The sequence below is a fragment of the Frankia sp. QA3 genome (assembly GCF_000262465.1).
Lineage (GTDB): Bacteria > Actinomycetota > Actinomycetes > Frankiales > Frankiaceae > Frankia.
The window spans coordinates 1,866,680-1,886,138 of record NZ_CM001489.1; the positions used below are offsets into that span (position 1 = coordinate 1,866,680).

15 protein-coding genes and 2 pseudogenes are annotated in these 19,459 nt (G+C 74.5%); 10 read left to right on the plus strand and 7 right to left on the minus strand.

Features of this window, described 5'->3' with window-relative positions:
- Positions 1-69: 69 nt before the first annotated feature.
- Both FRAQA3DRAFT_RS31320 and FRAQA3DRAFT_RS07415 read right to left on the minus strand, forming a co-directional pair.
- Complete coding sequence (locus tag FRAQA3DRAFT_RS31320) at positions 70-2,796, minus strand: tetratricopeptide repeat protein (protein ID WP_157467196.1); 2,727 nt, start codon at positions 2,794-2,796, stop codon at positions 70-72.
- 37 nt (positions 2,797-2,833) lie between these two features.
- Positions 2,834-3,943, minus strand: a complete 1,110-nt coding sequence (locus FRAQA3DRAFT_RS07415) for a lipase family protein (RefSeq protein WP_157467199.1) — start codon at positions 3,941-3,943, stop codon at positions 2,834-2,836.
- A gap of 252 nt (positions 3,944-4,195) precedes the next feature.
- On the opposite strand from FRAQA3DRAFT_RS07415, the gene FRAQA3DRAFT_RS07420 reads away from it, so the two are divergent.
- Positions 4,196-4,435: a hypothetical protein gene (locus FRAQA3DRAFT_RS07420; protein WP_035922471.1), complete on the plus strand. Its 240-nt coding sequence runs from the start codon at positions 4,196-4,198 to the stop codon at positions 4,433-4,435.
- 150 nt (positions 4,436-4,585) lie between these two features.
- Here FRAQA3DRAFT_RS07420 and FRAQA3DRAFT_RS07425 read toward each other — a convergent pair whose 3' ends face one another.
- Both FRAQA3DRAFT_RS07425 and FRAQA3DRAFT_RS07430 read right to left on the minus strand, forming a co-directional pair.
- Entirely contained in the window at positions 4,586-5,407 is an 822-nt protein-coding gene (locus tag FRAQA3DRAFT_RS07425; protein ID WP_009738454.1) for an SDR family NAD(P)-dependent oxidoreductase, read from the minus strand.
- Between the two features lie 121 nt (positions 5,408-5,528).
- The gene (locus FRAQA3DRAFT_RS07430) at positions 5,529-6,047 is read right to left on the minus strand and encodes a MarR family winged helix-turn-helix transcriptional regulator (RefSeq protein ID WP_009738455.1); all 519 of its coding nucleotides are present in this window, start codon (positions 6,045-6,047) and stop codon (positions 5,529-5,531) included.
- A gap of 413 nt (positions 6,048-6,460) precedes the next feature.
- On the opposite strand from FRAQA3DRAFT_RS07430, the gene FRAQA3DRAFT_RS07435 reads away from it, so the two are divergent.
- Positions 6,461-7,909 carry a WS/DGAT domain-containing protein gene (locus FRAQA3DRAFT_RS07435; RefSeq protein ID WP_009738456.1) on the plus strand — a complete coding sequence of 483 codons (1,449 nt, stop codon included), beginning with the start codon at positions 6,461-6,463 and terminating at the stop codon, positions 7,907-7,909.
- Between the two features lie 259 nt (positions 7,910-8,168).
- Here FRAQA3DRAFT_RS07435 and FRAQA3DRAFT_RS38480 read toward each other — a convergent pair.
- Positions 8,169-9,059 (minus strand): annotated as a pseudogene (locus FRAQA3DRAFT_RS38480) (MFS transporter).
- 323 nt (positions 9,060-9,382) lie between these two features.
- Here FRAQA3DRAFT_RS38480 and FRAQA3DRAFT_RS31330 point away from each other — a divergent pair.
- The 5 genes and pseudogenes from FRAQA3DRAFT_RS31330 to FRAQA3DRAFT_RS07460 form a co-directional block, all read left to right on the plus strand.
- Positions 9,383-9,559: pseudogene (locus tag FRAQA3DRAFT_RS31330) on the plus strand (MmcQ/YjbR family DNA-binding protein); the annotation flags it as partial.
- A gap of 82 nt (positions 9,560-9,641) precedes the next feature.
- On the plus strand, positions 9,642-9,869 hold the full coding sequence (locus FRAQA3DRAFT_RS07445; RefSeq protein ID WP_009738459.1) for a hypothetical protein: 228 nt from the start codon (positions 9,642-9,644) through the stop codon (positions 9,867-9,869).
- A 406-nt stretch (positions 9,870-10,275) separates the two neighbouring features.
- On the plus strand, positions 10,276-10,809 hold the full coding sequence (locus FRAQA3DRAFT_RS07450) for a hypothetical protein (RefSeq protein WP_009738460.1): 534 nt from the start codon (positions 10,276-10,278) through the stop codon (positions 10,807-10,809).
- Positions 10,810-10,923: 114 nt separating this feature from the next.
- Positions 10,924-12,090: a hypothetical protein gene (locus FRAQA3DRAFT_RS07455; RefSeq protein WP_009738461.1), complete on the plus strand. Its 1,167-nt coding sequence runs from the start codon at positions 10,924-10,926 to the stop codon at positions 12,088-12,090.
- A gap of 178 nt (positions 12,091-12,268) precedes the next feature.
- Positions 12,269-13,273 (plus strand): class I SAM-dependent methyltransferase, encoded by a 1,005-nt coding sequence (locus tag FRAQA3DRAFT_RS07460; protein ID WP_009738462.1) that lies wholly within the window; start codon positions 12,269-12,271, stop codon positions 13,271-13,273.
- Between the two features lie 461 nt (positions 13,274-13,734).
- On the opposite strand, the gene FRAQA3DRAFT_RS31335 is transcribed toward FRAQA3DRAFT_RS07460, so the two are convergent.
- The gene (locus FRAQA3DRAFT_RS31335; RefSeq protein WP_009738463.1) at positions 13,735-14,868 is read right to left on the minus strand and encodes an NAD(P)/FAD-dependent oxidoreductase; all 1,134 of its coding nucleotides are present in this window, start codon (positions 14,866-14,868) and stop codon (positions 13,735-13,737) included.
- Positions 14,869-14,968: 100 nt separating this feature from the next.
- Positions 14,969-15,853, minus strand: a complete 885-nt coding sequence (locus FRAQA3DRAFT_RS07470; protein WP_009738464.1) for an SDR family oxidoreductase — start codon at positions 15,851-15,853, stop codon at positions 14,969-14,971.
- An 86-nt stretch (positions 15,854-15,939) separates the two neighbouring features.
- On the opposite strand from FRAQA3DRAFT_RS07470, the gene FRAQA3DRAFT_RS07475 reads away from it, so the two are divergent.
- The 3 genes from FRAQA3DRAFT_RS07475 (at position 15,940) to FRAQA3DRAFT_RS07485 (ending at position 19,438) form a co-directional block, all read left to right on the plus strand.
- A complete protein-coding gene (locus tag FRAQA3DRAFT_RS07475) occupies positions 15,940-16,509 on the plus strand; it encodes a TetR/AcrR family transcriptional regulator (protein WP_009738465.1) in 570 nt (189 codons plus the stop codon).
- Between the two features lie 551 nt (positions 16,510-17,060).
- A complete protein-coding gene (locus FRAQA3DRAFT_RS07480; protein WP_009738466.1) occupies positions 17,061-18,140 on the plus strand; it encodes an ABC transporter ATP-binding protein in 1,080 nt (359 codons plus the stop codon).
- Positions 18,137-19,438: an ABC transporter permease gene (locus tag FRAQA3DRAFT_RS07485; protein ID WP_009738467.1), complete on the plus strand. Its 1,302-nt coding sequence runs from the start codon at positions 18,137-18,139 to the stop codon at positions 19,436-19,438. Before FRAQA3DRAFT_RS07480 ends, FRAQA3DRAFT_RS07485 begins: the two co-directional genes overlap by 4 nt.
- Positions 19,439-19,459 lie beyond the last annotated feature (21 nt).

Sequence of the window (19,459 nt, forward strand, 5' to 3'; positions counted from 1 at the left end):
GACACCGCCGGCCGGCGCCCGCCTTCGCCACCGGGTCCGCGGCGCATCGCCGTGAGGGCCTTGACCGAACTACGCCTCCGACGCCTGATCGGCGTCATCCCGGCCCTCCCGATCGCCGGCCCTCCCCGCCTGCTCCTCCTCGATCCGCCGGGCCCAGTAGGCGATGTTGTGGCGGGTGGTGAGGGTGTCGGGGTGGTGGGGGCCGAGGACGCGTTCGCGGTCGGGCAGGAGGCGGCGGGACAGGTCCAGGGCGCCGGCCGGATCCCCGGTCTGCCCGGTCCAGTAGGCGATGTTGTGGCGGGTGGTGAGGGTGTCGGGGTGGCGGGGGCCGAGGACGCGTTCCAAGTCGGGCAGGAGGTGGTGGAACAGGTCCAGGGCGCCGGCCGGATCCCCGGTCTGCCCGGTCCAGGAGGCGATCTCGTGGCGGGTGTTGAGGGTGCCGGGGTGGTGGGGGCCGAGGACGCGTTCGCGGTCGGGCAGGAGGCGGCGGAGCAGGTCCAGGGCGCCGGCCGGATCCCCGGTCTGCCCGGTCCAGGAGGCGATCTCGTGGCGGGTGTTGAGGGTGCCGGGATGGTGGGGGCCGAGGACGCGTTCGCGGTCGGGCAGGAGCTGGCGGAGCAGGTCCAGGGCGCCGGCCGGATCCCCGGCCTGCCCGGTCCAGTAGGCGATCTCGTGGCGGGTGGTGAGGGTGTCGGGGTGGTCGGGGCCGCGCAGGGCGTGGACGCGGGGGAGCCAGGCGGCCCAGCGGTCGAGGTTCTGGCGGGGGGTCGGCAGGGGGCGTCGCCGCAGGGCGCGCAGGGCGTTGGCGACCTGGCCGTTCTGCCAGTGGAACTCGGCCTCCGAGCCGGCGGCCCAGCGGTAGAGCGGGTTGTCGGTGTAGATGCCGGTGATGGGGGCGAGGTCCTCGATCTCGTTGAGCAGGATGCGCCGGCCGGCCGCCGGGTCGAGCCGGCGGGTGGGGTGGCCGACGAGGTGGTCGACGAGGGCGGGGTGGGCCAGGCCCACGAGTTCCCGGGCGGTGCCGGGGTGGGCGCGCACGACGAGCCGGTCGAGGCGGGCCAGCACGCCGCGGACCGCCGCGGGCTGGTCGGGGCCGTCGAGCCAGTCGGCGGCGGCGGCCAGCAGCTCGATCGGGACGGTCGGCCCGGCGCCGGCGGCGACCAGCGGGGTGAGCACCGGCAACAGGTGAGCGGTCCAGGAGGCGGGGTCGGCTGCGCCGGCGGTGTCGAGGAGCCGGTCGATCAGGGCGCGCAGCAGCCCGGCGCGGTCGTCGCCGAGGCCGAGGCGCACGAGCAGCTCGTCGCGTTCGGCCTCGGTGAGGCTGCGGTAGGTGTCGGCGAGCAGCCGGGCGAGCAGCCAGGCGCCCGTCCCCCGCGCGCACAGCTCGCCGAGCACGTCGCAGGCGCGGTCCGGCACGCCGCGGCGGCGCAGGTAGCGGGCCAGCGGGCCCGCCGCGGGCCGGTCGACGGCCAGCCCCCGGCCGCCGGGAACGTCCGGTCCGGGCTCGCGGCTGGTGACCACGACGTGCACCCGCGGGCTGTCCGGGTCGGTGGCGAGCGCGACCAGGGCCGCGGTGACGCCCTCGCCGACGGTGTCGTCGAGCTGGTCGAGGCCGTCGACGACCAGCCGGACGGGGTCGTCGCCGGGCAGGTGGCGCAGCGGGCCGGCGACGAACTGGACCAGCGGCGGCCGCTGCTGGCGGGCCTCGTCCGGTTCCGCGCCGCGGTAGGCCGCCAGCGCCAGGTGGAAGCCGGGGACGCTGACGAGCAGCTGGCGGCGCAGCTCCTCGGCCAGCGACCACACGGTGGTGGCCCGGTCGGCGTAGACGACGGCGTGCACGAACCGGTCCGGGACGGCACCGGCGGCGAGCTCCGGGCGGGCCAGGGCGGTGACCAGCGTCGACTTGCCCGACCCGGCGGGGCCGTGGACACCGACCCAGCGGGCGCGCCGCGCCCGGGCGACCAACCCCTCGACCGTCGGCGGAACCTCCAGCGCGGTGGTGAGCTGCTCGGCGAGGGCCGCGTACGGCGAGGCCGGCGGCGGGACCCGTCCCGGCGGGCGGCGCCAGTTCGGGGCGAGCCACAGCCCGGGGTCGCCGGCGGCGACGACCTCGGCGCCGTTGACCGACAGGTGCTGGGGGACCTGCCCCGCGCAGACGATGTCACGCTTGGCGTCGGCGCAGGTCAGCCAGTCGCCGGAGCCGCTGTGGCCGTGGCGGAGCAGGTCGACGAGCCGCCGGGTGAAGCAGCCGTCGGCGGCCGGGCCGTCGTGGGTGGCGGTGAGCACCTCGAAGCGTCGCCCGGCGGCCATCGCGATGTCGCTGACCAGTCGGGCCACCTCGACCGCGCCCTGACCGCTGTGGCAGGCGTCGAGGAGCAGGACGAGCCCGTCGATGCGGTCGTGGACGCGCAGCAGCTCCCGCAGCCGGGTCCCGACCAGCCAGGCTCGGTCGCCGGTGGGCCGCTCGGGGTCGTCGCAGTCGCTGGGCAGCAGGTAGAAGTCGGCGCGTCCGCCGGGGCCGTGGTCGACGCCGAGCTGGCCGTGGCCGACGAACGCCAGCAGCAGCGTCGAGGCGGTGGCGTCGGCGTGCGCGAACGCCTCCGTCACCGTCGTGCTCAGCTGCGTCATCGACGGGTCGAGCAGCAGGCCCGAGCGGTCGGGCAGCGCGGACACGCAGCCGCCGAGCGCCGCGTCGGTCAGCGCCTCGTACAGCTCCTCGGCGAGCCCCGGCAGGAACGACAGCGGTCCCGCCGCCGCGCAGCGCGCCCCGATGACCAGCGCGTGCCGTCCGGCCACGGCCACCCCCCTTCTCCGGCGGCTGGGCGGATGCCGGTCAGCCGGCGACGAGCGCGTCGCCGACCGGCCCGCCGACCTGGCGGGAGGTCAGGTAGTGCAGCGCCTCATGCGGGGCGGAGCCGTTGTCCACCGCCACGTTGACCAGCCCCGCCACGTTGACCAGCCCCGCCACGGTTTCCAGCCCCGCCACGGTTTCCAGCCCCGCGACGGTTTCCAGCCCCGGCGCGTTGTCCGAGCCCGGCGCGTCGATCCGCGGCCCGGATCCCGCCGCCGGGGCGCGGCGGGGGAACAGCCCGGTGAGGTCGGGGACGGCGGCGACGATGTCGTCGTCCGCGGCCACGTTCACCCAGCGGCGCACCGCCTCGGGGTAGACGGGCGGCTGCGGCACCAGCCGGTCGTAGACGATGCGGCGCAGCCCGAGCGGGCTGCCGAGCGTCACCAGCAGCGGCAGCGGCCCGGCCCGCCGGCAGGCGGCCTCGAACGCCACCACCGAGCCGAGCGAGTGCCCGATGAACACCCGGGTGTCGTCGTCGACGGCGGCGGCGACCCGCTCCTGCACCCGTTCCCGCATGCCGGGCTCGCCGAGGTAACGCACGACCTCCGCCAGCGCCCGCAGCACGAACCGGTGCGCCACCGCCATCCCGAACGGGGCGAACCAGCGCAGCCGGGCCAGCGCCGCCAGCGCGCCGCGGGCCGCATTGCCCATCCCCTGGCGCTCGCCGCCGGCGCCGGACAGGTCGGCGAGCTCGGCGCGGGCGACGGCGCGGTCCCGCTTGCTCGCCGCCGCCAGCGCGGCGCGGCGCAGCCACACCTCGGCCAGTTCCACCGCCGCGGCGGCCTGCGCGGGTGGCAGCCCGGCGAGGTCGACCGGCGCGGCGCCCTGGCCGTCCGGCCGGTCGAACAGGTCGGCGTAGTAGGCCATCCGCGCGCCGAGCGCGCCGGGGGACCCGGGGGAGCGGCCGACCCGGTCGGCGAGATCGGTGTGGCCGGCCTTCCACAGCCCGTCGGCGAGCGCCAGCCGCCACGGTTCGCCCAGCGTCGCCGGGCCGCGCTGCCGCTGCCCGATCCCGTGCACGAACACGATCTCCGCCATGTCGCCCCCGCCTCGTCCCCGGTCCCCGCGCACCTGCTCGGACGTTGCTGCCATTACACCCCATCGACTGCGAAGCGTGACATACCTGGTGTGATTCGCGTACTCCGACGCTGCTGGACGGCGTCGGTCCGTGCACGCCGGCCCCTGCCTGCCGGTCCGCGCATGTCGGCCTGATGCCGCGGTCAGCCATCTTCAGCCGTCGCCGATAGTGGGCTGGCCTGCTGGACCATGGCGACTCCCCTCCGTGGGCGTGCGCATCTCCGTGGCGCACCCATCTCCGCGGGCGTGCACATCTCCGGCGTGTGCATGTCTCCATGGGCGTGCGAACTGGAGGCCGGGGGCCTGCTGCGGCGCAGTCCCGACCCGGACGCGCGCGGCACCCTGCTCAGCCTCACCGAGGACGGCGAGGAGGTGGTCGGCCTGCTGCGCCGGCGTCTCGCCGAGCTGCTCGGCCGCCGCCTGGTCGGCTGGTCGGCGCCCGAGGCCGAGGCCTTCGTCGCCGGGTTGGAGCGCTTCGTGTGGGAGCTGCGCGACGAGCTCGGATGAGTGGGCCTGGTCGACCGGGCGACCAGCGCGCCCAGGGGAGTGGCCCCGCCGGCCCTCGCCGCCGGCCGGATGCCTGCCGGACGCCGGCCCCCGACTGCCGGACGCCGGCCCCGCCGCCCGCCGGCCCCGCCGTCGATCCGCGCGGGCGGATCAGGCCCTGAGCAGCCCCTCGGTGATCTCGTGGAGGCGGGCCGCCTCATCGCGGTCGAAGTACGGGGTGTCCACGTCGATGCGCCTGCCCTCCACGAAGGCGCTCAGGGGCTCGGCCGGGGGACGGTCGAGGCAGGGCAGGATCTGCCCGATGCTCTGCGCCACCGACTTGCCGGACACCTTCAGCCCGGCGACCTGCGCGGCGGCGACCCGGTCGTACTCCCCGGCGAAGCTGGTCGACACGACGCCCGGGTTGAACAGGATGTACCTGATCCGGCTGTCCGGGTGCACGGTGGCGAACCCGGCGCCGAGCAGGTCGTTGAGCCGACCGCCGTGGCCCAGCGCCCCGGTCCCGAGGTAGTGCCGGCGCAGTTGCAGATCGTCCCACTGGATCCGGCCCGTTCCCCCCGGCCCGGCGACATTGAGGACGATCGGTGCCTCGATGCGTTCCTGCAGCGGTGCCAGCCCGTGGCTGAGCAGGAAACGGCTCAGGTAAAACAGCGCAAAGTTACTTTCCAGGCCCTCGAGCGTCTCCGTGCGCACCGACCGGTGGTAGCGCGCACCCAGCACCAGGACGTCGAGTGCGGGAAAGACCCTGCCGATCTCCTCGAGCAGCCGGATGTTCTCCCTGACCAGGCTCAGATCCGCCTGAACGAAGTGGGCCCGGTCGCCGGCGCCGAGCTCGCGCGCGGCATCGAGGAACCGCTGCCCCTTCTCGGCGCTCTGGCCCACGACGAGGACGGCGTGGCCACGGTGGAGATGGACGTCCGCGAGTGCCCGACCGATGCCGTCGGTTCCGCCCGTGATCACCATCGTCCTCATCGGATCCCCTCTCCGGCTGTGCCCGCCGCCTTCCCAACAATTTTGATGAATAAAAGCATCTCCGCCCGACGCGATGCAAGCCTGCCCGTCATCGGACCGCGGAACGTGGACGACGCGCAGGTCAGACCCGGGACGACCCGCCATCAGGACCGTCGAGCAGGCCCTGGAGCATGTGGGTCTGGACCTGCAGCAGGACCCGCGCCGCCTGGTCGAGATCGACCGTCCCGATCTGGGCGAAGACCTCACCGAGCAGGTCGCGGCGGGCCAGTCGCACCCGGCGCACCACTTCGCGGCCCTTCGCGGTGATCGCGATCACGGCCACCCGGCGGTCCTGCGCGTCGGCGAGCCGCTCCACCAGGTGGTCGCGGCGCAGCGTGCGAAGCTGCAGCGAGACGGTGGAGATGTCGATGCGAAGGCACGAGGCGATGTCCGAGACCCGCATGGGCCCGGCGGCGTCGAAGTGCTCCAGCAGCCGCAGCTCGCTGGCGGACAGCTCACAGCCGGACCGACGGGTCACCTGCAGCCGGATGTGCTTGCTCTCACTCCAGCGCACGAGGGCCGACAGCGCCACCTCCAGCCGGGCCAACGGCGAATCGTCGGCCTCGTCCTCCCCGGCAGGGATCGGCGCGGCTGCGTCCATCCCGCCACGCTACCGGCATCTCCATGGATGGCTCGTCGCGCCCTCGCATCATCACGAAGGCCACCTCCTTCGCCCCGGGTATCCCCCGATCGCCCCGGCCAGGAATGGGCACGCGTATATCGAGGGAATTCGTGTAACCCCGGCCGCGGTAGCACCGTAGCCCATTCGTGTTGATGTCCCGGCCTGGCGTCGGTCACGTTCCGGACCGGCGCTCACCTGCATTTATCGAGCTGCTCGTGCCGTCTGGCGGGATCCTTCTCGCCCATCCTGCCCATCCGTGTGGAGACGTACGACACAAGTCTGGATGGGCTGAACGGCCCGCGGATAAACAGGTACATGGGTACAGGTATCCACGACGCATCCGTGCGTCGATCTGCTAGCATTATTGATCGCGTTGTCAAGGCCTGCACCCAATGCCCGGCGACGGGCCGGGGGCGCGCCTGATGACCCTCCTCGATACGGTCGCGAAGACCGGCTACAACCGGGCTTTCGCCCGTCCGCTGACCGCGGGGGACCGCGCCTATCTGGCCTTCCACCGGCTCAATCCCGGTGAATACCAGGACGTCGGCGCGGTGCTGTTCCTCGACGGGCCGGTGGAGCTGGCGGACCTGCGGGCACACGTCGCCGAACGGCTGCGCGCGCCGCGGGCGCGGATGCTCACCGACCGGTTGGAGACGGTCACGGTCCGCCCGGCCGACCGTCGCTCCACGGTGCACGAGACCTACTGGGTCTGCGACCCGGAGATGAAGGTCGACGAGCATGTCGTCGCCCTCGAGCTACCGGGCGCAGCCGAGGCCGCCGGCCTGACCGGCGGCGACGCGGTCGGTGACCGGCGCATCCGCGCCGCCCTCGACGGGATCGCCACCCGGCCCATCGACACCAGCGGTCAGCCGTGGATGCTCTATCTGCTGTGCGAGCGCGGGACCGCCGGTCGCGTGGTGGTCTACCGGACCAGCCACATCGCCCAGGACGGCGCCGCGCTCTACCGGTCGCTGCACCTGCTGTTCGGTGGCGAGGACGAGCCCGACCTGGGGCTGCCCGCGTCGATCCCCCGCCCGCAGGTCGGCGACTACCTGCGGTTCGTCAGCCGGGGGCTCAGCTGCCTGTCGCCGACCCGCGTCCTCGACGCCTGGGGCGGCCAGCCGGTCGGCCCGGCGCGGCATTCCTGGATCACCACCGAGCTCGGGCTGATGCGTGACGTCGCCCACCGCCACGACGCCTCGGTCAACGACGTCTACCTGGCTGCCCTCGCGGGGGCGGTGCGGGCGTGGTCCCTGCCGGAGTGGCGGGAGGACTCCCGGCCCGTCCACGCGCTGATGCCCGTCAGCATCCGCATCGCCGCCGACCAGAACGTGCTGTCGAACTACACCTCGGGGGTGCGGGTCCCGCTGCCGTGCGGAGAACCGGACGCCGCTCACCGCCTGGCGCGCATCGCCGCGGTCACCCGCCGGCTCAAGGACGGTGGGATGGGCGTGGTGGAACATCACCACTTCCCCGCCGTGGCGGCGCGGGCCACCCCGCGCATGCTCTCCTACGCGGCGAGCTTCGGGGGCCGCACCCGGGAGCTGGCCATGGTGGCGACCAACGCCCGCACGATCCGCGGGCCGCTGGCCGTCGCGGGCCGTGCGGTCACCGACCTGATCGGCACGGGACCGCTGCTCGTCGGACGCCAGCACCTGTCCGTCGCGCTGTTCGGTCTCGGGGATCGGATCGGGATCACGTTCGCGGCCAGCGACAGTGTGCCGAACCACACGCGCCTCGCCCAGCTGTGGCTGGCGGAGCTGACCGAGCTCGGCCGATCGACGCCGCCCGGCGGCGTGCGGGTGCCGGTCCAGCGCCACGCGGGGCCGCGGGCCCGGTAGGTCCGCCACCGGGCCGGCCGGTCCGGCCGGCGGCGCGCCGCGGGGCCCGTGGGGGGAGGAACATCTCGTGGCTGGCCAGGGGCAGCCGGAACGCGGTTGCCCCTGACCGTCAACCGCCGTCGACGGCAGCGGTCCTCCGACGTCGATGGATGCGGGCGCTTCTTGGGGCGGGCGTGCGCCCGCTGCGGCGCATGCCCGCCCCTGGAGGCGACGGACGGTTCGTACGGCAGCCGCCGCGCGGCGGCCACGGCGCCCGCCGCTACGCGGAGCCGGCCGCCCCGGGGGGCGACCAGGCCGCGCTCTGCCGCCCGGACCGGTCCGACCCGGACGTCCGGGTCGGCTCGTCGGGATACGGCTCGTCGCCGTCCTCGGTGACGGTGAGCGGGGCGGCGATGTCCTCCAGGGAACGGCCGGCCGCGTCGACGCCGAACACCAGCTCGGCGACGCCGCCGACGGCCATCACCGCCGCACCGACGAGGAAGCCGGCCATCACCGGCCCGGTGCGGCCGGTGTCGATGAGATGGCCGAACAGCAGCGGGCCGGTGATGCCGCCGATCGTGGTGCCGACGGCGTAGAAGAACGTCGCCGCCACCAGCAGCAGGAACGTCCACGAGTTCAGCGCGCCCGCGGCGAACAGCACCGCGAGCAGGACGGCCGGCGCCGCGGCCGCCAGGTAGCTCGCCGCGATCATCGTCGCCGACGATCCGTTCGGCGTCGTCGGCGCGGCCGTGGATGAACAGCCAGCGTGGGCTTTCCGGCACGTGCCGGCGCACGACGAGGATGACCAGCCCGAGCACCGCGCAGAGGCCGAAGCTGAGCCGCCAGCCGAGCTCCGTCGGGAAAATGTGCTCGGACAGGAAGAACACGGTCAGCGTGGAGCCCGCCGCGGACCCCAGCCAGTAGGAGCCGTTGATGAGCAGATCGACCCGGCCCCGCACCCGCGCCGGGATCAGCTCGTCCACCGCCGAGTTGATGGCCGCGTATTCACCGCCGATTCCGGCGCCGGTGAGGAACCGAGTCAGGAAGAAGAACCACGGCGTCCACGAGAATGCCGTCGCCGTCGTCGCCACGATGTAGACGCCGAGGGTCAGCAGGAACAGTTTCTTCCGACCGAGAGGATCCACACCGTCCCCAGCCCGACGACGATCATCCAGTGGAACCGGGCCCAGGGCAGCCGGTCGAGCCGGGCCGGAATCGCCGTGCGGATCGTCCCCAACCCGCCGCTGCCATTGCCCGGCAGGCCACCCCCACACGTTCGCAGTTCCCGTGCTCGCCGTCCGCCGCGGCCGGTTCCCGCCGCCCTGACGTCCCCACGGATGACGTTGACCTCCGGCTCCCTGGCCGCTTTCGCCGTCGATATCCCCCGCCCGCCGCCGGGTGCGTCGGGGCAGCCCTGCGCAGCAGGTCGCGTGCGGCTGGGCGGGGGCGAGCGGGCGGGGGTTCGAGCCCGGTGAGCCAGGTTATCGTGCTGTGGTGGCGACCTGGGCGGACATGCGCCGCATCGCGCTGGCCCTGCCGGAGACGACCGAGCGGCCGTCGTACGGCAACGACGCCTGGCGGGTCCGGGATGCCACGTTCGCCTGGGAACGTCCGCTGCGGCGCACCGACCGCGAGGCGCTGGGGCCGGCGGCGCCCGACGGGCCGATCCTCGACACCCTCGACGACGCCCTCGACTGACCGCGCCCGTCCCAAAGCTCCCGGCACACCGCGGGCACGACCGCGGCACGCCGTCATGGCCGCGTTCGTTGCCAACGCGGTCGCGGAGATCTTCGGCGCGATCGGTGGGATCTTCGACGACACCGCCGGGCGGATCGCCGTCATCATCCTCGCCGTGGCCTGCGGGATCACCGTTCTCGCCGGCGGCGACTACGCCCGCCATCCCCAGCCCGGTGGCCCCGGGCCCTCAGCGCAGGGCGAGAGCGACGGCCCGCCCGCCGCGGCGGGCGGGCCAGGTGCTTGAACGCCCTGCATGAGGGGCGCGCAGCAGGGTGGCGTAAGCCACCGCCGGGGTCGGGGGCTCGTCGCGCGCGTCGGTTCCGGGCCGGCGAGGGCCATGCGAGGACCACCGGCCGGCACGGTCGGGCCGAGCGGGGTAGCCGGGGTAGCCGCGCCGGGTGTCAGGATGCTCACCGCCGGCCACCGGTGTGTGGTGGCGCGCGACGGGCCCTTTCTACGATGGTCCCAGCTCCGAGCCCCAGATCCGTCGACTGTGGCCGGATGCGAAGCACCCGCCCCGTCCTGCCCGGTTCGCGAAAGCGGATGGCCGGCCCGATGACCGAGCCTCCGGGCGGGGCGGGTCATGTGCGCACACGGTCCGACGGCGGGGACAGGGCCAGGGTGGGGACAGGGCCAGGGCGGGAGGAATCGTGGGCGGCGGCACCGCTGCGCTTGCGGCGACACGCCTGCTCATCGTCTGCCTGCTGCTCGCCGGTCTCGCGGTCGGGCACGTCCTGCCCGGCATACCTCCCTGCCTCCCGATCGGCGCGGCCCCCGTCCCGCCGCTGGCTCCCGCCGCTCTGACGGTTCCCATCGCACCCACGAGCCGGACGGCCCCGGCGGCTCCCACGACCCTGGCGCGTACGGCCATCGTGGCTCCTACAGATCCCGCGGCCACAACGGGCCTGATCTCCGCCGTGGGCCGCGCCGGGCTGGTCGGAGCCGCGATCGTCGGCGCGCCGCAGGACGACGGGGCGGGTGGCCACCACCGGGTGACCTGTGCCGCGACCCGCCCGCCGCCCGGGCTGGGCGCGCTGCTGGCCCTGCTGGCCCTCGGCCTGACCGTCCCGTGCGTGCGCACCACGGCCACGAATCGGGGCCCGGCCGGCCACGGGACGCGGCGCCGCGGACCGCCGCGGGCCGGTGCGTTCCTCCTTCGGGACGTGTGCGTGTGTCAGACGTGACCGGCCGTCACCACCGACGCACATGCCCATCCCACGTCGTGCTGACGTGCACGTCCCGAAGGACATCCGAGCTTCGATGCTGCCCGCACGCCCGCGCCGCCCCCGCCCCCGGCCGTGTCCGCCGTCCCGCCGCGCCCCCCGGCCCCGGCCCGGTCCCGCCCCTCGGCCCAGTCCCGACCTCCGGCCCAGTCCCGACCTCCGGCCCAGTCCCGACCTCCGGCCCAGTCCCGACCTCCGGCCCAGTCCCGACCTCCGGCCCAGTCCCGACCTCCGGCCCTGGTCCGCAGCTCGGCCCAGTCCCAGCCCGCGGTCCAGCCCCGTCCCCCGGCCCAGTCCCGATGCGCGCTGCTCGTCGCCGGTCTGACCGCGGCGGCGCTGGTCGCGGCCTCGGCCTGCGGCACGACCACCGGCCCGACCCGCTCGGCGACCCATGCGGACGAGCAGGCGCACGCGGCCTCGACGAGTCCCGCCGCGCACCCGCTCCCGTCACCGGCCGCCGCGCCCGGGACCGGGCACCATCCCGGCACCGGAGTCGGAGCGGCCTCGGCCCCGGCGGCCCTGACGAGCGACGGCCTCACGCAGGCTGACGGGGTCCGCCTCGTCGCCGCCACGACGACCCTCACGCCGGACCAGCCCACCGCGTTCGCCTTCCAGATCCAGGGGTCCGACGGTGGGGCGATCACCTCGTTCACGCCGGACCAGGACGAGCTGATGCACCTGTACCTGATCCGCTCCGACCTCACCGGCTTCCAGCACGTCCATCCGACGATGGCACCCGGCGGCACGTGGACGGCGCACCTCGCGGCCACGCCGAGCGGCTTCTACCGTGCCTACGTCTCCTTCCGCACCCGGATCGCGGGCCGTGACACCCCGCTGGTGCTCAGCCAGCTGATCGCGGTGCCCGGGCCGGCGGTGCCCGTGCCGCTGCCGGCGCCGTCGGGCCTGGGCGCCGTGGACGGCTACACGCTGACCCTCGGCGCCCCGCAGGGCATGCCGGTGGCCGGGATGACCCGCCCGATCACGGTCATGGTGACCCGGGACGGCCGGCCGGTCACCGACCTGCAGCCGTACCTGTCCAGCTACGCCCACGTCAGCGCCTTCCACGAGGGGGACCTGGCGTTCGCGCATCTGCATCCCGAGGGTTCGACCGGCGCCGGGCGCGGCGGGCCGGACCTGGCATTCGCGGCGAACCTGCCGCGCGCCGGCAACTGGCGGCTGTTCATCCAGTTCCAGACCGCGGGCATCCTGCACACCGCCGCGGTGACCGTGCCCGTCGCCTGACCCGGCCGTGTCGTCGCGCCGGCCGTCCGGGCTGCGACGATGGGGCCGGGACTCCGGGGACGACGACACGGGCCGCCGGCCGGGGCGGCTCGCTGCCGACGGGGGAGGGCGAGGGAGGTGCGCGATGAGGGCACGAGGCTCTGCCGTGGGGTGGCCGCGGCGGCGAGGTCATCGGCCGATGGGCGGAACGGGCGGTGCCAGCCGCACGGCGGTCATGGTCTGCCAGGGACGGGCCGTCGCGCACGGCAGGCTCGCCCCCGACCGGTTCGACGATCCGACGGCGATGGCGTTCCTGCTCCCCGTCGAGCGGGGGATCGTCGACGAGGTGCGCGCCGGCGTCGCTCCGGCCGGCTGGGGACCGCGGCTGACCTTCGAGATGGTGCGCGCCTGCGGCGAGGTGATGGCACCTCGCACCGTCGCGATCGACGAGGCCGTCCGCCAGGCGTTACCCACCATCGGTGATCTCGCCACCGCCGCGGGCCCCGGCACCGACGCCGCGGATGCCGAGCACGCCCCGGATGCCGACGGCGGCGGATCGGGCGGCGGCGCCGTGCCCGCCGCCGCGGCGCAGGTCGTCATCCTGGGGGCGGGGCTGGACGGCCGGGCGTGGCGGATGGCGGAACTCGCCGCCACGCCGGTGTTCGAGGTCGACCATCCGGCCTCGCAGCGCGACAAGCGTGACCGGGCCGGTGAGCTGGCGCCGGTGGGGTCGTCACCGCGTTTCGTGCCCGTGGACTTCAGCCGGGACGACCTCGCCGCGGCGCTGGCCGCCGCGGGCCACCGCCGGTCGGTCCCGACGATCTGGATCTGGGAGGGCGTCGTGCCCTACCTCACCCGCGGTGAGGTCGCCCGGACGCTGCGGATCGTCGGCGACCGCTCCGCCGCAGGCAGCCGCCTGATCGTGCATTACCACACCCCGGCGCCCTCGGCGCCGCTCGGCCGGTGGGCGGCGCGCCTGCTCAGCGCCCTGTCCCGGCAGTCGAACCCGATGACCCGAGAGCCGAACCGCTCGGTGTGGACGCCGGCCGCCATGCGCCGCGCCGTCGGCGTCCGCGGCTTCGCGGTCGCCCGGGACGACTCCCTGCTCACCCTGGCCAAGGACCTCGCCACCCCGGTTCAGCACCGCCGCTCGCTGCGCAACGGCCGCATCCTCGTCGCCGACCGCGTCCCGGCTCCGCAGTGATGCCCGGATCAGCCGCCGCGGCTGATCCTCAGTGTCCTCGGCGGCGACGGGAGCTCGGCCGGTCACCGAGCCATGGGAGCAGGCCGACGAGAACGGGCGTCGGAACACACGGTGGTTGTGCCCACATCCTTGGTTATCAAGATAATCAACGGTGTTGACGAATTCTCGCGACATCCGGACAGCCCAGTCGGTCCGGGTTCCGCCGCCACCTGCTGTCGCTCTGTCCGTCAGTCGCTCTGTGCCGTCAGCGGTCGGGTACAGAATCATGCCGAGGACTAGTCGCGGTTTCCCGGCCCAAAACCGTGCTTAGGCCTCGGCACGATCTGGCCGTTGTCTGGCCGGGAAGTCGTGGGTCGGTCTTCCTGACGGCAGCGGCGCGGGGTCCGTGCCGGCCTTGTGCTTGCCGGCCTTGTGCTTGCCGGTCGCGGTGCTTGCCGGCCGCGTAGGAGGCGACGCAGGGGTCACCCGACCAGCCGGGCTGCTGCCGTGCGCCGATGATCGGCCAGGGCCCGGGCGACGTCGTCGTCGACGAGATGACGGTTGATAGCGGTCGCGGCGGTCGTGCCCGCCCCGGCCGCGGTGACCAGCTGGGCGGGGGAGTCGACGACGTTGCCGGCCGCCCACACCCCGGGCACGCTGGTTCGGCCGGTGGGATCGACGGCCACCCAGCCGTTCCCGCCGCGGGCGCAGCCCAGCGCCGCCAGCAGCTTGTCGCGGGGTACGAACAGGGGGCCGACGAACACCGCCGAGCGTGGCACGACCCGCCCGTCGGCGAGCTGCACGCCGCCGAGGCGAGTGCCGGCGACCAGTAGCCGGGCGACCGGGCCCTCGACGACCCGCACCCCGCGGGCGTCGAACCGTTCCCGTTCCGGCTGGGTCAGCGTGATGCCGTTCGGGAGGAAGACCAGGTCGGCCGACCACTGGCGGACCAGCGTCGCCTGGTGCAGGGAGAAGTCCCGTACAGGCCCGCCGATCACGGCCAGCGGCGCGTCGCGCACCTCGTGGCCGTGGCAGTAGGGGCAGTGCAGCACATCGCGGCCCCAGCGTTCGCGTACCCCGGGGATGTCGGGCAGCTCGTCGCGCAGCCCGGTCGCCACCAGCAGCGCACGGGCACGTAGCGCCGGACCCGCGGCGCGGCGCACGGTGAAGCCGCCCCCGCCGTTCTCGGCCTCCCCGCCGTCCCTCGTGCCACCGCCGTCCCTCGTGCCACCGCCGTCCCTCGTGCCACCGCCGTCCCTCGTGCCACCGCCGTCCCGGGCGTCGCCGGGGTCCCCGGCGTGCTCGGAGTCGCCGTGCTCGGTGCCGCCGGCGTGCTCGACCGCGGTCACGGTGTCCTCGATCAGCTCGCCACCGTAGCCGGCGACCTCGCGCCGCCCCGCCGCGAGCAGCTCCGCCGGCGGCATGCCGTCGCGGGACAGGAAGCCGTGCAGGTGCGCGGCCGGGGCGTTGCGCGGCGCACCGGCGTCGATGACCGCCACCCGCCGGCGTGCCCGGGCCAGCACCAGCGCGGCGCTCAGGCCGGCGGCGCCTGCGCCGATGACCACGACGTCATGTGGGTCCTCGCCGGTGGTGTCCGTCCTCGTCGACTTCGCCATGACGCCATCTATACCGGACGTGTCGCTCGGATCGGTGAGCCATGATCTGGTGTGCTGCAGGGCCGGCCGTCTCGCCGTCCGCGACCGGCACCCGTGTCGGTCAGCGGGCTGGTGACGGCAGCAGAGCCGCCAGGGCCTGGTGGTTGGCGGCCAGGAAGTCGTCGAAGGTGCGGGGCGCACGGCCGGTGAGGTCCTGGACCGCCGTGGTCGTCGGGGCCAGGATGCCGCTCGCCACCCCCTGGAGGAGGACGGCGACGTCGTCGGCGAACTGGGGCGGCAGCCCCTGGGAGGTCAGGGTGGCGGCCAGTTCGTGGGCGGGCAGGTTCACGTAGCGCACGGTCCGCCCCAGCGCGGCGGAGAGCTTCTCGGCGATCTGCGCGTGGGTCAGGGCCTGCGGCCCGGTGAGCAGGAAGGTCTCGCCGTCGCGGAGCCGGCCGGTCAGCAGTGCGGCGGCGCAGGCGGCGATGTCCTCGCAGTCGATGTAGGAGACCGCGGCGTCGCCGTAGGCGCCGACGAGGTTCCCGTCGGCGATGAAGACGCCCTGTCCGGTGACGAAGTTCTGCATGAAGCCGTTCGGCTGCAGCACCGACCAGCCCAGCCCCGATGCCTTCAGGTGCTGCTCGATCTGCCAGTGGGCGCCCTCGGCGAGCCGTCCACCCTCGTGGGCGTGCAGGACCGACACCTTCACCACCCGGTCGACGCCGGCGGCGCGGGCCGCGTCGATGATCGCCGTCTGCTGGCGGACCATCGGCTGCTCCCCGTCCGCCGGCTGCGCCCCGGCGCCGTTGAGGAACAGGCGGTCGACCCCGTCCAGGGCGGCGGCGACGGAGGCCGTGTCGTCGAAGTCACCGACGACGAACTCGCAGTCCAGCGCGCGGCCCTTCGCCTCGTCGCGGACCAGTGCCCGCACCGCGACGCCGTCGCGCCGAAGCCGGCGCACGAGGGGTCGTCCGATGGAGCCGGTGGCACCGGTTACCAGGATCATCCGTGTCTCCCGAAGGGCTCGTCCGATAATCTGAGGCTGCCTCAGGAAGATTATTCCGAGGCATCCTCGAGTTGTGTGGAGGGTGGATGACCGAATCCGGGCGGAGGCCGCGCGCCGACGCGCGGCGCAACCGCGAGCGGCTGCTGGCCGAGGCCGACGCGGTGTTCCGCGCCCAGGGCACGAACGCCTCGCTGGAGGGCATCGCCCGCCGCGCCGGGGTGGCGATCGGCACGCTCTACGCACACTTCCCCAACCGGCGCGCGCTGCTCGGCACGCTGCTGCGCCAGCGCAACGAGGCCCTGTTCGACCGCGGGGCGGACCTGCTCGACCAGCCCTCGCCCGCGGCGGCGCTCACCGCATGGGTGCACGCTGTCATCGCGCACGCCGCGGCGTACCAGGGACTCGCTGCCATGCTCGCCGAGGGCGTCGACGACGAGGCCTCCGAGCTGCACCAGTCGTGCGTCCAGATGACCGACATCGGCGACCGACTGATCGCGCGGGCCCGGCAGGCCGGCGCCCTGCGCCGAGACGCGACGGGCGTCGACATCTTCGCCCTGATGAACGCCGCCGCCTGGATCGCCGAGCAGATGTCCGCCGAACAGGCCGGCCGGCTCGTCGACCTCGCCATGGATGGGCTGCTCGCCCCGACGGCCTGACGGCCCGCATCGTCCGCCAGGCCGGAGCCGACCGGGGGAGCGGGGTCCGGCGCGGGCGCATCGGATACCGGGGCGAGGGGAGCGCCCACCTGGACGGCGACCGGCGGGGACGCCCGAGGTCGGTGACCCGACCCGTGCAGCACGACTTTGCCGTCGGCCTCCTTTTTGCCGTCGGCCTCCTTCTCCGCCGCCTCTTCAGCAAGATAATCAACGCTGTTGACGATACCTGTTGATCAATTTTGATCATGAAAAAACCCAGGAAAAACCGCTCCTGATCACCCAGCCTCGGACCCCGGCTGAGGACTCGCTCCGGATCTCCACGAAAATCGCAGGTGGAACGGACATCCAGACCGGGCTGCTGGGGAGGTGACCGTCCAACGACGCCGAGCGTGGTCGCGGCGCGGCGGGCGAGTCGTCCATCCGATAGCCGGGTCCGTGGTCGGCGGCGATCACGGAGGATCAGGGGTCGCGGGCTGCCGTCCAACGGTGGGCGCCAGGAGGTTCGGCCGGCGGGTCCATCGGTCGGATGATCGAGTGGGAGGGCGGTGGGGATGGGCGAGGGACGGTTGGAGGTCGACGCCGTGTCCAAGTGCTACGGCGACGTCGTGGCGCTCGACGAGATGTCGTTCGAGGTGCGGGCCGGCGAGCTGTTCGGGTTCGTCGGCAGCAACGGAGCCGGGAAGACGACGACGATGCGGATCATCCTCGGGGTGCTCGCCGCCGACGCCGGCCAGGTCCGTTACGACGGTGCGCCGTTGACCCTGCGTACGCGCCGGCGGATCGGCTACATGCCCGAGGAGCGCGGGCTGTACCCGAAGATGAAGGTCGCCGAGCAGCTGCATTACCTCGCCCAGCTGCACGGACTGGGCCCGGTGGCCGCGCGCCGGGCGGTGGCGCGGTGGACCGAGCGGCTCGGCGTGGCCGCGCGGCGCGACGACGAGGTGCAGAAGCTCAGCCTCGGCAACCAGCAGCGGGTCCAGCTCGCCGCGGCGCTCGTGCACGATCCGGTCGTCCTGGTGCTCGACGAGCCGTTCTCGGGGCTGGACCCGGTCGCGGTCGACGTGATGAGCGAGGTGCTGCGGGATCGGCGCGCCGCCGGGGTGCCGGTGGTGTTCTCCAGCCATCAGCTCGAACTCGTCGAGCGGCTGTGCGATCGGGTCGGGATCGTGCGGGCGGGCCGGATGGTCGCCTGCGGGCCGGTCGACGAGCTGCGGGCCGGCGGTGGGGGACGGCTCGTCGTCGACGCCCCCGACGCGCCGGCGGGCTGGGCGGACGGTCTCGCCGGGGTGCGGGCGCGCGGGTGGGAAGGGTCGCGCACGGTGCTCGAGCTCGGGCCGGGGGCGGACGACCAGGCGGTGCTGCGCGCGGCGTTGGCGAGCGGGCCGGTGCGCGAGTTCCGCCACCGCCGGCCGTCGCTGGCGGAGCTGTTCCGTGACGTGGTGAGCGGGTCCGACGCCCGCGGCGGCGGGGGTGATGGCCAGGGCCAGGGCGGCGCGGGCGATGGCGATGATGGCGGCGGGCAGTCGGTGGTGGCGGCGTCGGCGGAGGTGGTGCGGACGGAGTCGGATGCGGACGCCGCCGGGGACGATCGGTCCGGGGCGCATGTCGAGTCCGCGGGCAGGCCGGCGTGAGGGCCGGGCCGGCCGCGCCGGTGGACGACGGCGAGCGTGGCGACGGCGGGCGTGAGGCGGGCGAGCGGTACGCCGGTGATGGCGAGCTGGGGGCGGGCCGGGTGCTGCGCCTGGTCGCCGGCCGGGAGATCGGCACGCGGGTGCGGTCGCGGGCGTTCCAGATCACCACGGCGCTGTTCGTCGTCGCGATCGCCGCGAGCGTGCTGGTGCTGAGCGCTGTCGGCGGTTCGTCGGCGCAGCAGGTCGCGGTGACGGCGGCGGACGGCACGCAGGCGGCGGCGATCGGGGCGGCGGCGCGTTCGCTCGACGTCGACGTCGAGGTGCGCACCTACGCCGACGCGGCGGCCGGGCGCCGTGCGGTGCTCGACGGGGACGTCGACGCCCTCGTGCTGGTGGCGCCGCCGGCGGGCGGGACCGAGGGGGCGGGTGGGGGTTACCGGGTGGTGGTGAAGAAGGACCTGGGGGATTCGTTGACGTCCGTGTTGACCGTCGCGGCCCGCCAGGCGGCGCTGGAGGGGCAGATCTCCGCCCTCGGCGGTGACCCTGCGACGGTGGGCCGGGCGGTCGCGACGGCGGGCGTCGAGGTCACCGCGCTGCGCCCGGAGCCCGAGCGTGACGGGTCCCGGCTGCTGCTCGGGCTGGTCGCCGGCGGTCTGATCTACGTCTCGTTGCTGATCTTCGGCCCGGCGGTGGCGCAGAGTGTGATCGAGGAGAAGACGAGCCGGGTGGTGGAGCTGCTGCTGGCCGTCATCCGCCCGTGGCAGCTGATGGCGGGCAAGGTGATCGGGATCGGCGTGGTGGCCCTCGGCCAGCTGGTGCTGATCGGCGTGGTCGGGGTCGGGCTGGGGCTGGCCTCCGGGGAGCTCGACATCCCCGCGGGGATCGCCGTGGGGTCGGTGGCGCTGGCGCTGCTGTGGTACCTGGTCGGGTTCGCGATGTACGCGCTGATGTTCGCCGCCGCCGGGGCGCTGGTGTCACGCCAGGAGGACGCCGGCGGAGTGGTCGCTCCGATGATCTCCGCGATCGTCATCCCGTACATGCTGGGCTTCTCGGTGCTGCCGACGTCACCGGACAGCGGGCTGATCGGAGTCCTGGCGATCATTCCGCTGTTCGCGCCGATCCTGATGCCGATGGTGATCGGGATTGGCAGTGTCGCCGTCTGGCAGGTGCTCCTCGCGCTGGTCCTGACCCTGGCGTGGATCGTGGTGCTGGTCTGGCTGGCCGGGCGGGTGTACGGCAACGCGGTGAAACGCTCGGGGACGCGGGTGCCGATCCGCGACGCCCTGCGCGCCGCCTGAGCTGCCCGCCGGCGAGCCGCG